Source organism: Salipiger marinus (assembly GCF_900100085.1).
GTDB classification, from domain to species: Bacteria; Pseudomonadota; Alphaproteobacteria; order Rhodobacterales; family Rhodobacteraceae; genus Salipiger; species Salipiger marinus.
Map to the genome: position 1 here is coordinate 1 of NZ_FNEJ01000019.1, position 12667 is coordinate 12667.

The 12667-nt window shown below is 67.0% G+C and carries 14 protein-coding genes; 9 read left to right on the top strand and 5 right to left on the bottom strand.

The genetic code is table 11. The annotated features are described in order from the left end of the window. From BLR51_RS18730 to BLR51_RS18740, 3 genes are all read right to left on the bottom strand, one after another. On the bottom strand, positions 1-595 hold a 595-nt coding region (locus BLR51_RS18730; RefSeq protein ID WP_165616881.1), incomplete at its 3' end, for an AMP-binding protein. 416 nt (positions 596-1011) lie between these two features. Continuing rightward, on the bottom strand, positions 1012-1806 hold the full coding sequence (locus tag BLR51_RS18735; protein ID WP_089849831.1) for a 2-keto-4-pentenoate hydratase: 795 nt from the start codon (positions 1804-1806) through the stop codon (positions 1012-1014). Between the two features lie 158 nt (positions 1807-1964). Then, positions 1965-2225, bottom strand: coding sequence for a PepSY domain-containing protein (locus BLR51_RS18740; protein WP_089849833.1), 261 nt, complete (start codon positions 2223-2225; stop codon positions 1965-1967). Positions 2226-2516: 291 nt separating this feature from the next. Between BLR51_RS18740 and BLR51_RS18745 the strand changes: the two genes are divergently transcribed. Together BLR51_RS18745 and BLR51_RS18750 are read left to right on the top strand one after the other, a co-directional pair. Further along, positions 2517-2705: a PLDc N-terminal domain-containing protein gene (locus BLR51_RS18745; protein WP_089849835.1), complete on the top strand. Its 189-nt coding sequence runs from the start codon at positions 2517-2519 to the stop codon at positions 2703-2705. A gap of 30 nt (positions 2706-2735) precedes the next feature. Beyond that, complete coding sequence (locus BLR51_RS18750; protein WP_089849839.1) at positions 2736-2900, top strand: DUF1328 domain-containing protein; 165 nt, start codon at positions 2736-2738, stop codon at positions 2898-2900. A 125-nt stretch (positions 2901-3025) separates the two neighbouring features. On the opposite strand, the gene BLR51_RS18755 is transcribed toward BLR51_RS18750, so the two are convergent. Further along, positions 3026-3826, bottom strand: coding sequence for a response regulator (locus BLR51_RS18755; RefSeq protein ID WP_089849841.1), 801 nt, complete (start codon positions 3824-3826; stop codon positions 3026-3028). 129 nt (positions 3827-3955) lie between these two features. On the opposite strand from BLR51_RS18755, the gene BLR51_RS18760 reads away from it, so the two are divergent. The 5 genes from BLR51_RS18760 to BLR51_RS18780 all read left to right on the top strand — a co-directional run bounded on the left by BLR51_RS18760 (position 3956) and on the right by BLR51_RS18780 (position 8268). After that, a complete protein-coding gene (locus BLR51_RS18760) occupies positions 3956-4138 on the top strand; it encodes a NepR family anti-sigma factor (RefSeq protein ID WP_089849844.1) in 183 nt (60 codons plus the stop codon). Next, entirely contained in the window at positions 4135-4692 is a 558-nt protein-coding gene (locus tag BLR51_RS18765) for an RNA polymerase sigma factor (RefSeq protein ID WP_089849846.1), read from the top strand. The genes BLR51_RS18760 and BLR51_RS18765 overlap by 4 nt, the downstream gene beginning before the upstream one ends. Before the next feature lie 126 nt (positions 4693-4818). After that, a complete protein-coding gene (locus BLR51_RS18770; RefSeq protein ID WP_089849849.1) occupies positions 4819-6588 on the top strand; it encodes a sensor histidine kinase in 1770 nt (589 codons plus the stop codon). Next, a complete protein-coding gene (locus BLR51_RS18775; protein ID WP_089849851.1) occupies positions 6572-7549 on the top strand; it encodes an amidoligase family protein in 978 nt (325 codons plus the stop codon). The genes BLR51_RS18770 and BLR51_RS18775 overlap by 17 nt, the downstream gene beginning before the upstream one ends. Next, entirely contained in the window at positions 7546-8268 is a 723-nt protein-coding gene (locus tag BLR51_RS18780) for a gamma-glutamyl-gamma-aminobutyrate hydrolase family protein (RefSeq protein WP_242656777.1), read from the top strand. The genes BLR51_RS18775 and BLR51_RS18780 overlap by 4 nt, the downstream gene beginning before the upstream one ends. Positions 8269-8295: 27 nt before the next feature. Here BLR51_RS18780 and BLR51_RS18785 read toward each other — a convergent pair whose 3' ends face one another. After that, positions 8296-8973 carry a PRC-barrel domain-containing protein gene (locus BLR51_RS18785; RefSeq protein WP_089849855.1) on the bottom strand — a complete coding sequence of 226 codons (678 nt, stop codon included), beginning with the start codon at positions 8971-8973 and terminating at the stop codon, positions 8296-8298. Between the two features lie 460 nt (positions 8974-9433). Here BLR51_RS18785 and BLR51_RS18790 point away from each other — a divergent pair, with 460 nt between their 5' ends. Both BLR51_RS18790 and der read left to right on the top strand, forming a co-directional pair. Then, positions 9434-10960 (top strand): aldehyde dehydrogenase (NADP(+)), encoded by a 1527-nt coding sequence (locus tag BLR51_RS18790; protein ID WP_089849857.1) that lies wholly within the window; start codon positions 9434-9436, stop codon positions 10958-10960. A gap of 224 nt (positions 10961-11184) precedes the next feature. Continuing rightward, positions 11185-12651, top strand: coding sequence for a ribosome biogenesis GTPase Der (gene der / locus BLR51_RS18795; protein ID WP_089849859.1), 1467 nt, complete (start codon positions 11185-11187; stop codon positions 12649-12651). The last annotated feature ends 16 nt before the right edge of the window (positions 12652-12667 follow it).

Genomic DNA, 12667 nt, shown 5'->3' on the forward strand with positions numbered 1-12667 from the left:
CGCCGCGCGGGGCGGTGTCGGCGGTGATGACCAGCTTGGCGCCGCAGTCATTGATGCGGTTGGCCAGCGCATCGGGGGAAAACCCGGCAAAGACGATGGAATGCACCGCCCCGATGCGGGCGCAGGCCAGCATGGCATAGGCGGCTTCGGGGATCATCGGCAGATAGATCACCACGCGGTCGCCGCGCATGACCCCCTGGCTGAGCAGGACATTGGCCATGCGGTTCACCCGGTCCGACAGCTGGGCATAAGTGATGTGCTGCGCCGGTTCTTCGGGGTTGTCGGGCTCGAACAGGATCGCGGTCTGGTCGGCGCGGGTGGCCAGATGCCGGTCGACGCAGTTATAGGCGACGTTCAGCAGGCCATCCTCGTACCACTTGATCGAGACTGCGCCAAAATCGAAGCAGGTGTTCTTGATCTTCGTCGGCGCGCTGACCCAGTCCAGCCGCCCCGCCTGATCCGCCCAGAACCCCTCGGGGTCCGACAGCGACCGCGCATACATCGCCTCATACCCGGACGCATCCACATGCGCCCGCGACACAAATTCCGCCGAGGGGGCAAACGCACCCGTGGTGGATTGAACCTCGTCCTTCATGGACACCTCCCAGTTTTAAATCTCGCGATGCGCGCCGCAGGCTGCACATCTCCATCCCTGCAAGGATCATACCGGGAAGCGAAAATAATGAAATAACCCTCGGGAATATAAGGGTTTATTTGTAAAGTATTTTCCGGATCAACGCGTATGGTGCAAATTTCTTTGCATCGCCCCGGAATATCGCATGGATTCAATAGCCTGCGGACAGGGGGGATTTTCAGCGATGACGGGAATGGGGGCACGGGCCGCCGCGCGGCGGGTGTGACAAAATGATGCGGGATACAATGGTATACCAGATTGCGGCTGCCAGCCGCGCCAAACGACTCAGGCGGCGGCAGCGGTTCCGCGAAACGACCCGCGCATGGGCCCGGCGACCGGGGCAGGGCACCGGCCCCGAAGGGCCGGATGCCGACAGGTCAGACGAAGCGGATCTCGAGCCCGGGCAGCGAGATCCCCTGAAATTCGGTGCTCCAGACCGTGCCGGGCTGGACCGGATGGGCGTCGGTCAGCGTGCCGGTGCTGATGATTTCGCCCGCCTGCAGCGGGGCGGGATCGGGCTCCTGCGCCAGCGTCTCGACCAGATGGCGGAGCGCGCTCAGCGGGCCGCCCAGCACGTTGCGCGCATGGCCGCTGTCCAGCAGCGCGCCGTCGCGGCGCAGCGCCACGCCAAAATCCGAAAGCTGCGCCGCCAGCGCCTGCGGGTTGCGGTGGGTTTCGAACCACGGCCCCACCACCAGCCGCCCGTGCAGCCCATAGGCGGCGGTCGCCCCCGCCGCGCTGAACCGCCACTCCGGAAAGACCGAGACCACGATTTCGCAGCCATGGGCGATGCGGTCGATGCAGCCCATCAGATCGGCCTCGTTCATGCCGGGTTCGGGGGCGCGGGCCAGATGCAGCACAATCTCGGGCTCGATCCGGGGCTCGGGCAGGGCATGAAGCGGAATCTCCGCCACGCCCGCCTCGGCCTCGATCACGGTGCTGTCCCAGACGTAATTCCAGATTGGCCCGTCGACACCGTAAAGCGGCCAGAGCGTGCGGTTGGAAAAGCCGATCTTGCGCCCGGCGACGCGGTCGCCCGCCCCGGCGCGCAGCTGGTGCATCCGGCTGCGGATGCGCCCTGCGGCCTCCATGTCGGCCACCTCCAGCGTCGCGTCCTGCCCGGTGCCACCCCAGAGCGTCATCAGCCGGTTGGTGATCTGTGCCTCGTCCATGCCAAAACTCCCCCTGTCCTGCGCGCGCCACTCTGCGGCGGCAGCCCGCTCCCGGCAAGGGCCAAGGCGGCAGAAATGGAAACGCCGCCTGCGGAGAACAGGCGGCGTCCCGGCAACGGAAACGGCGGGAGAAACGGACTGCCGTTCCGAATCTGCGGTTATTCCTTGCGCTTGTTGGTGACGGTCATCGCGGCGTCCAGATCCATGTCATACTGGCCATCGGCGCAGTAGACATCGTCAAGCTCGAAGCCGCCGCCCTCCTCCATCTCGATGTCATCAACATCCATCTCGCAGTCCATGCCCTCCAGCAGGGTCATGATCTGGGTGACCTGCGCCTCGGTCGGGCCGTGGTCATCGGCCAGACCGGCGGCGGGCAGGGTGGTGGTCAAGGCAAGGGTCGCGGCGATCAGCAGGCGCATGGGGGTCTCCTTCCTCCGTGTTGGGTCCAGACTGCGTCGCCCCTGCCGGACACGCAATTCTTAATTGTTAAGAAACTCCGCCGCCGCAACGGCTTGCGCGGCCCGGGCAGGGGACGGAACCTTTTTTCTGCTCGGGGGTTCTTGACACAGGAACGCCGGTGCCATGGGTGCCGGGGCCCACATCACAGGAAGACGGATCGCGCGGGGCTCTGGCCCGGCGGGGCTGGCGGGTTGTCCCGCCGGGCCGGAGCGGCACGGCTTCCCGCCATATGAAACGAAGGAGAACCTGCCATGGAATATGCAGGCATCGGGGGCCTCATTGTCCTCGCGCTCGACATCTGGGCGATTGTCTCGGTCATCGGGTCGCGCGCCAGCACGGGAGCAAAAGTGCTTTGGGTGCTGCTCATCCTCGTGCTGCCGATCCTCGGCTTCATCATCTGGCTCATCGCGGGGCCGCGGTCGTCACGCTCTGTGGTCTGACCCTACATTCTCTGACAAAAGGACCTTATCATGCTGTACTGGGCACTTCTTTTCTTCATCGTTGCCATCGTCGCCGCCGTGTTCGGATTTGGTGGCATCGCGTCCGCCTCCGCAGGCATCGCACAGGTGCTGTTCTTCATCTTCCTCGTGCTGTTCGTGGTGACGCTGATCATGCGGCTGGTGCGTCGGGCGTGACCCGTCCAGCCGGGCCGGTGAGCGCGCCATGCGCCCCGGCCCTCACCTCCTTCCCCGCAGGATGGGGCATAAAAAACGCCCCTCTCCATCCGGAAAGGGGCGTTGATCCATTGCAGAGCGGCCTGTCAGGCCTTCAGCGTCTCGGTGGAGGAGAAGAACATCGCCTGACTGACCGCAGAACGCACCTGATCTTCGGAATAGGGCTTGGAGATCAGGAAGGCCGGTTCGGGACGTTCGCCGGTCAGCAGACGTTCGGGGAAGGCGGTGATGAAGATGACCGGACGGTGGCCGATGCTGGCCAGAATGTCGTTCACCGCGTCGATGCCCGAGGAATTGTCGGCAAGCTGGATGTCGGCCAGCACCAGATCGGGAATGTCGCGCTGCGCCAGATCCACCGCCTTGTCCCGGGTGCGCGCCACGCCGGTGACCCGGTGGCCCAGATCGGCGACGATGCTTTCCAGATCCATGGCGATGATCGCCTCATCCTCGATGATGAGCACGCGGCCAGACACCGCATCCGCCATTTCCTGCCGCGCCAGCGACACCAGCTGCCCGGCCTCGTCGCTGCCGATCTGCATGATCTCTCCGACTTCGGGCAGGGTGAACTCTTCGATCGTGTGCAGCAGCAGGGCTTCGCGGCTGTTGGCGGTCAGCTTGCCCAGCCGGGCCTGCGCCGCGGCGCGCGGTCCCGAATCCTCGTCGACGACGGGGGCGCCGGTGCTGGCCCAGATGCCGTGAAAGACGCGAAACAGACCGACCTTCGGCCCGGACGCTTCCGACATCGCCCCGCGATCGGCAAGAATCGCCTCAAGCGTGGCGGCGGCGTAATTGTCGCCGGTGGTCTGGCTCCCGGTCAGCGCCCGAGCGTAGCGCCGCAGATAGGGAAGGGCGGCGCCGATGGTCTGGCCCAAATCACCCTGTGTCATGAATTCATCCTTTTTCGCTTTTTTCGGGAACCCAACGCCAGATCTGCGCATTGGTTCCGCGACAACAAGAGATATACAAAGAAAAGTGCGCGGACGCGCACCCCAGAGCCAAGGATCGACCAGAATAAAATGCCCCATTCACGGAGAAATCCCAAGGAAGCGGAAGTCATAGATGAAAACCTTCGGCGTGTGTACCAGGACATGCTCGACGAGAAGGTGCCAGACCGCTTTCTTGACCTCATCTCGCAACTGAAGTCTCAGGACGAGGCCCCCGCGCCCGACGCGGCTGGCAAGGGCGAGGATGTGGCATGAGCGCCGATCCCCGCGATGAAATCGTGGAACACCTGCCGGCCCTGCGCGCATTTTCCTTTTCGCTGACCCGCAACGGCGCCTTGGCCGATGACATGGTGCAGGACACGCTGGTCAAGGCATGGACCAAGATCGGCACCTTCGAGCAGGGCACGAACATGCGGGCATGGCTGTTCACCATCCTGCGAAACACCTACTACTCGAACCGGCGCAAGGCAGGGCGCGAGGTGTCTGATTCCGAGGGCGTGTTCACCGAAAGCCTGTCGGAGAAGCCTGCCCATGACGGGCGGCTGCAGATGGCCGATTTCCGCCGCGCCTTCATCCTGCTGTCGGATGAACAGCGCGAGGCGCTAATTCTTGTGGGGGCGCAGGGTTTCTCTTACGAAGAAGCTGCGGAAACCTGCGGAGTGGCGGTCGGCACCATCAAGAGCCGCGTCAACCGGGCGCGGGCCAGACTGAGCGAGCTCTTGCAGCTTGACGAAAACGACGAGCTTGAGATGACGGATCAGGCAACCATGGCGGTTGTGTCCGGGTCGCGGGCCGGCGCCTTGGGTTGAGACAGCACTGCCCGGCGTAAGACAGGGAACGCCGGAAGGGGTGCCGCGATGCGCGGAACAGAACGACGGGCCGGACGCCGCGATGCGGCGACCGACCATCAGAGCCGGAGAACAAGAAAGGGTGTCATGACCGGGACCGCTGGGGTGTGGCGGCTAAGGCCTACCGGGCTGGCCGCGCGGATCATCCTGTTTCTTTCTCTGGCGCTGGTGCCGATCGGGGTCGTTGCCTATTTCCAGACAACCAAACTTGCAGAGGAAACCCGTCTGCGGTCGCAGCTGAGCCTTGTGGCGCTGACCGAGACGGCGGCCCTTGGCGAGCGCGAGACGATTCTGCGCGCGCAGGGCGGCGCGCAGGCCATTGGCGCGACCTTGGGCCAGTCGCTGGGCGACCGCGCTGACTGTTCGCGCCGTCTGGCCAGCTATCTGACCGCCTCTCCGGGTTACAGCTTTGCCGCGATCATGACGCGGGACGGCACCATCGTGTGCAATTCCATGGCCATCGAGATGCGGATCGAGGATTATCCCCGCCTTGCGCAGCTGGTGGACACACCGGGCGCCACGGCATGGCTCAACCCGCAGGGCCCGATGAGCGGGCGGTCGGTCATCGTGGTGGCGCAGCCGTTTTTCCTGTCCGGCGCGCTGGCGGGGCACGTGCTGCTGTCGGTGCCCTCGACGCTGCTGCCGCGCGGGCAGAACACCGAGGTCCCCGCCGATTTCGAAGAGCTTATCACCATCAATGAAAACGGCGAGATCCTGTCGGCGCGCGACGAGTTCGCGCAGGTCGAGGATTTGCTGCCCGCCGATCTGGATCTGCAAAGCCTGATCGGCGCCAAGCCGCAGAGCTTTGCCGCACGCAGCGCCGATGGCGAGACCCGCGTCTATGCCTCTGCGCCGTTGGTGCCGGGGATGATCCACGCGCTGGGGATCTGGAGCCCGCAGAACGCCGAGGCGCAGGCGATCAGCGTCGGCGGGCTGGCGATGGTGGCAGTGGCGCTGCCGCTGCTGATGTGGGCGGCCTCGGTCGTGGTGGCGTTTCTGGCGGTCAACCGGCTGGTGATCCGCCACATTCACCGGCTGTCGCGGCGGATGCGCGCCTTTGCCCTGTCGCGCCGCGTGCCCGATGCGCGGGATGGCGCCATGCCTGCCGAACTGGCGGACATGGAGGATGACTTTCTCGACATGGCCGATGCGATCCTGCGCGACGAGGCGCTCCAGGAAAATGCCCTGCGTGAAAAGACCATCCTGCTGAAGGAGGTGCACCACCGGGTGAAGAACAACCTCCAGCTGATCTCCTCGATCATGAACATGCAGATCCGCCAGTCCCGCAACGACGAGACCCGCGCCATCCTGCACCGGCTGCAGGACCGCGTGCGCAGTCTGGCCACCATCCACCGCAACCTCTACCAGACCGAGGATCTGGGCCATGTGAACGCGGGCGTGCTGCTCAAGGACATGGTGGCGCAGATGAGTCAGGTGGCCAATTCCGACACCGATGTCAGCGTCGAGGCGGAGGATATCGAGGCCGTGCCCGATCAGGCGGTGCCGCTGTCGCTGCTGACCGCCGAGGCGCTGACCAATGCCACCAAATATGCCGGTCCCGGCGCCGATGGCCGCATCGCCGTGCGTGTGGTGCTGCGCCGCGAACCGGGGCGGCGCGCGCTGCTGGAGGTGGTCAATACCGGCGATTCCGAAGCCGTGGCGCAGGAGCGGCGGTTTGACGGCGAACCGGCGGGGCTCGGCTCCAAGCTGATGCAGGCCTTTGCGATGCAGCTCGGCGGCCAGCTGGAGCAGGGGCCGGTGGCCGACGGCTACCGCGTGGCGATCCGCTTCGCGCTGGAAGAATTCATCCCCGACCCAAGCGTTCCCGACAAGGTGCCCAATGTCCCCAATTTCTGACCTTGCGCCCGACACAAGGCCGCTGCCCCTGCCGCGCCCGATGACCGCTGCGGGCAAGCCCCGCCGCGTCGGGGTGGAGGTGGAGTTTTCCGGCCTGACCGAAGAGCAGGTGGCGGGCATCCTGACCGAGGTGCTGGGCGGGCGTGCCCATGAACAGCGTCCCGGTCGCTGGCTGGTCGAGGACAGCCGTCTGGGCGGGTTCGAGGTCTATCTGGACAGCCGCCCGCTGGAGGCGCTGCATCATGACGGGCTGGGCAACCATATCCGCGATCTGGCCCGCGCCGTGGTGCCGGTGGAAATCGTCAGCGATCCGCTGCAGGTCGATGATCTGGCACCGCTGGACGAGGCGATGGCGGCGCTGCGCGAGGCCGGGGCCGAGGGCACCGGGGCGGGGATGCTGTCGGGCTTCGGGCTGCATTTCAATCCCGAGGTGGTGTCGCTGGACTTTGCCGATGTGGCGCCGGTGCTCACCGCCCATGCGCTGATCGAGGATCACCTGCGCCGCCGCACCGGCACCGATCTGGCGCGGCGGCTGATGACATGGGTCGATCCCTATCCGCGCACGCTGGTGGACCGGCTGGCGGCGCGCGATGCCCCCGCCGACATGACGGCGCTGATGGACACCTATCTGCGGCTGGCGCCCACCCGGAATCACGGGCTGGACATGATGTGCATCTTTGCCGAGATTGACCGGCCCCGCGTCGCGCGCAGCATGGACATGGAACTGATCTCGCCCCGGCCCACCTATCACTGGCGCCTGCCCGACTGCCGCATCGACGAGCCGGACTGGTCGCTGGCGCTGGAATGGAACCGCTGGGTTCTGGTGGAACAGGTGGCGGAAAACCCCGACCTGCTGGAGCGGCTCAAGGAGGCATGGCGCGATCACCGCGCCTCGCTGACCTCGATCCGGGCGGACTGGGCATGGCGGTCGGGCGGGCTTCTGGAGGGCGCGGGCCTGTGAAGCCAAGGATCGGGGTCACGGTGTCCCGCCGCTCGGGCTGGCGGGTCTTTCCTTTCATGGCGCTGGCGGTCTGGCTGGCCGGGGGGCGGGCGCTGCGCTGGCAGGCGGGCCACCGCGCCGTCGATCTGGATGATGTGGATGGCGTCGTGATCGGCGGCGGCGATGACATCACGCCCACGCTCTACGGCGGCGAGCTGTCGGTGGGGGTGCGGCTTGACCCCGCCCGCGACGATCTGGAACAGGAGGTGCTGCGCGGCGCCTTTGACCGGGGCCTGCCGATCCTCGGCATCTGCCGCGGCGCGCAGATGCTGAACGTGGTGCTGGGCGGCACGCTGCATGCCGATGCCTATGCCGTGCACCCCTCGCGCAAGTTCAACACGGTGCTGCCGCGCAAACGGGTGGACGTGACGCGGGGCACGCTGCTGGCGCGCACCACGCGGGCGATCTGCCTGAACGTGAACGCGCTGCATTCGCAGGCGGTGGATGATCTGGGCAAGGATCTGCGCATCGCCGCCCGCGACGAGGGCGGCATGGTGCAGGCGGTGGAACGGATGAGCGACCCCTTCGCGCTGGGGGTGCAGTGGCATCCGGAATATCTGGTCTACCGCCGCGCCCACCGGCGCCTGTTCCGCGCGCTGGTCGCGGCGGCGCGCGCCCGCCAGAGCCGCGCCAGCCAGATGGACGCGGCAGAGGCGATGGCGGCAGAGCCGCGCGGCTAGCGGGGCCGCGCAACGCCGCGCTGTGGATCACTCGGGCGTCAGCATGTCGCTGGCCAGCGGCGCGGTCTCCAGACCCGCCAGTGTCACATCCAGCACCACATGGCCGCCCCGCTCCGCCTCGGCGCGCGTCACCAGTTCGAACATCGGCACGGCGCGCTGGCGGTGGCCAAAAAGCTTGCCATTGTCGACGACGATATGGGTCAGCTCGCCCGCCACCGGATCATAAAGCAGATCCGACACCGTGCCCGCCTCGCCGTCGCGGGCAAAGACCGGATGGCCCAGCCAGTCGCCCAGCCGGTCATAGCGCGCCAGCGCCGCCTGTGCGCGCGGATCGGGCTCGTCCTCGCCGGGGCGTTCATGCTCGGGCATCAGCAGCGGCGCAGAGGGCGCGCCAAACGGCCCGATCACCATGGGGGGCATCGCGGCCAGCATCGCCACCATCTCGTCATGGCCGCCGCCACAGCGGGGCGCACGGTCCAGCTCGTCCTCGCGCAGGTGCAGCGGCATCTCCTGCGCCTCCGCCTCGGGCACCCCAAGCGCCGAGGCCGCGATCAGCACGCGGTCGCCGGGGGCCAGCCCCGCAGGTTCCACCATGACATAGACCAGCCTGCGCGTTTCGGCCTCGAACAGCAGGTCGTGCAGCGCAAGCCGCCGCTCTCCCGCGCGTACGCGCCACGACAGCAAGTCCGTCAGACTGATAAGCATAGATCCGCCCCTTCCTCGATTTGTCTAATCCAACCGGGCAATGCGGGAAATGGTTCCGGAACTGCCCTTGCCCCGGCGGCGTTCCTGCTGTGACTGCAAAGGGAGACAGCCATGTCCGTCGATATCTTTATCGTGGGGCTGGCCGCTCTCATCGTCATCGCGATCCTTATTCTGGCGCTGACCGACGCCGACCGGGGGGACGAGGATTCGCGCTGATCGCGTGACATGCCCCGGCTGGTGACCGGGGCGCAACTCACCAGCGGCCTGTCCCTGCGCATGCGTGCATCCGGATGGCGGCTCCCCAGCGGGAGCCGCCATCCCGGTCCGGCCCGAGAGAGGCCGAAAACCCCGCTGCGGGCCCATCATGCCTTGACGGCACGGGCTTCGCCTCTGGTATACCATTTTTCGAATCCCCCGGGCTCCGGTCCGGGTCCGCCACAAGCGAAAGGAATACGACCACATGTCCGACCAACCCGTTTTCACCCCTCATGGCAAACATCTGATCGCTGGCGCATGGGTCGCGGGCGACACGACCTTCGCCTCCGAACCGGCGCATGGTCCGGTGCATCAGTTTTCCGTGGGCACCCCGGCGCTGGTCGATGAAGCCTGCCGCGCCGCGGAAGAGGCATTCTGGACCTATGGCTACACCACGCGCGAGGCGCGCGCCAAATTCCTGCACGCCATCGCCGACGAGATCGAAGCCCGCGCCGCCCAGATCACCGAGATCGGCACGCAGGAAACCGGCCTGCCCGAAGGCCGCCTGAACGGCGAACGCGGCCGCACCACCGGCCAGCTGCGGCTTTTTGCAGAACATATCCTGAAGGGCGATCATCTGGACCGCCGTCATGACAGCGCGCTGCCCGACCGTCAGCCGCTGCCGCGCCCGGACATCAAGCTGGTGCAGCGCCCGATCGGCCCGATCGCGGTCTTCGGCGCCTCGAACTTCCCGCTCGCCTTCTCCACCGCAGGCGGTGACACCGCCGCAGCGCTGGCCGCAGGCTGCCCGGTTGTGGTCAAGGGCCATTCCGCCCATCCCGGCACCGGCGAGATCGTCGCCGAAGCCGTGCACGCCGCCATCGAAAGCTGCGGCATGCCCAAGGGCGTGTTCAGCCTGATCCAGGGCGGCAAGCGCGATGTCGGTCAGGCACTGGTCCAGCACCCGCTGATCAAGGCCGTGGGCTTCACCGGCTCGCTTGGCGGTGGCCGCGCGCTGTTCGATCTCTGCGCGCAGCGCCCCGAACCCATCCCCTTCTTCGGCGAACTGGGCTCGGTCAACCCGATGTTCCTGCTGCCCGAAGCGGTCAAGGCCCGCGGGTCCGACATCGGCAAGGGCTGGGCAGGCTCGCTCACCATGGGCGCGGGCCAGTTCTGCACCAATCCCGGCATCGCCGTGGTCCAGACCGGCCCCGAGGGCGACGCCTTTGTCGCCGCCGCCGCCGAAGCCCTGAAAGGCGCCGCACCGCAGGTCATGCTGACCGACGGCATCGCCAAGGCCTACAAGGACGGCAAGGCGCGCTTTGACGGGCGCAATGCCGTGGAGCCGGTGCTGACCACCGACAGCGAAGGCCGCAACGCCGCCCCCAACCTCTACCAGACCGATGCCTCCAACTACCTGCAGGATCACGCGCTGGGCGAAGAGGTGTTCGGCCCGCTGGGTCTGGTGGTGCGCGTCTCCGGCGCGGACGAGATGGAAACGCTGGCCCGCGGCTTCGAAGGCCAGCTGACCGCGACGATCCACATGGACGAGGGGGACACCGCGCTGGCACAGCGCCTGATGCCGGTGCTCGAACGCAAGGCAGGCCGCGTGCTGGTCAACGGCTTCCCGACTGGGGTCGAGGTCAGCGATGCAATGGTCCATGGCGGACCTTACCCCGCCTCGACCAATTTCGGCGCCACCTCCGTGGGCACCATGTCGATCCGCCGCTTCCTGCGCCCGGTCAGCTACCAGAACCTGCCCGACGCGCTGCTGCCGGACGACCTGAAGTAACGCTGCCGCCCGGACCGCTCCGGCGCGTCCATCGGCTGCAAATATCCCGGGGGAGTCCCCGCAAGGGGACGGGGGCAGCGCCCCCGCACTGCCCGCCCCGCCGCAGCAGCGGCAGCGGGCGGCCCCCCTCCGGACCCGAAAGGGCCGACCGCATCGCCGGTCGGCCCTTTCGCCTTGGCGCAAAATGCGCTACTCGACCCGCTTGGAATCATGGAGCGCAGCTGATGTCCTTCTCCCTTGCCATCGTCGGCCGCCCCAATGTGGGCAAGTCCACGCTGTTCAACCGTCTTGTGGGCCGACGGCTGGCGCTGGTCGATGACCAGCCCGGCGTGACCCGCGACCTGCGCGAAGGCGAGGCGCGGCTGGGGGATCTGCGGTTCACCGTGATCGACACGGCGGGTCTGGAAGAGGCCACCGACGAAAGCCTGCAGGGCCGGATGCGCAAGCTCACCGAGCGCGCGGTGGACATGGCCGATATCTGCCTCTTCATGATCGACGCGCGGGTGGGCGTGACCCCCACCGACGAGATTTTTGCGGAAATCCTGCGCAAGCGCGCCGCCCATGTGATCCTTGCCGCCAACAAGGGCGAAGGCTCCGCCGCCGATGCGGGCGTGCTGGAGGCTTACGGGCTGGGCTTGGGCGAACCGGTGCGGATTTCGGCGGAACATGGCGAGGGCATGCCCGAACTTTACGCCATGCTGCAGCCGCTGGCCGATGCCTTTGACGAACGCGCCGAGGCCGAGGCCCCGGAAACCGAGGTGGACCTGGACACCGATGGCGAACTCGCCGAGGGCGAGGAGGCCAAGCTGGTCCTGCCCACCGCCAGCAAGCCGCTGCAGATCGCGGTGGTGGGGCGGCCCAATGCGGGCAAGTCCACGCTGATCAACGCCATTCTGGGCGAGGAACGGCTGCTGACCGGCCCCGAGGCGGGCATCACCCGCGATGCCATCTCGGTCCGGCTGGACTGGGAAGGCGTGCCGATGCGGGTCTTTGACACCGCAGGCATGCGCAAGCGCGCCAAGATTCAGGAAAAGCTGGAAAAGCTCTCGGTCTCCGACGGGCTGCGCGCGGTGAAATTCGCCGAGGTCGTGGTGGTGCTGCTCGACGCGGCCATCCCCTTTGAACAGCAGGATCTGCGAATCGCAGACCTCGCCGAACGCGAGGGCCGCGCCGTGGTGGTCGCGGTCAACAAATGGGATGTGGAAGACAACAAGCAGGAAAAGCTGCGCGATCTCAAGGAGGCCTTCGACCGGCTGCTGCCGCAGCTGCGCGGCGCGCCGCTGGTCACGGTTTCGGCCAAGACCGGGCGCGGGCTGGACCGGCTGCAGGCCGCGATCATGAAGGCGTGGGAAGTGTGGAACCGCCGCGTCACCACCGGGCAGCTCAACCGCTGGCTGGAGGCGATGGTGTCCTCGCACCCGCCGCCCGCGCCGCAGGGCCGCCGCATCAAGCTGCGCTACATGACGCAGGCCAAGACCCGCCCGCCGCATTTTGTGGTGATGTGCTCGCGCCCCGAGGACATGCCGGACAGCTATTCGCGCTATCTGGTCAACGGCCTGCGCGAGAGCTTCGACATGCCCGGCACGCCGATCCGGCTGGTGCTGCGCGGGCAGGGCGACAAGAACCCCTACAAGGGCCGCCGCGAACGCAATGCCGGCGCGCTGAAGAAGCATCTGGGCAAGAAGGGCTGAGCCCGCTCCCAAGGGA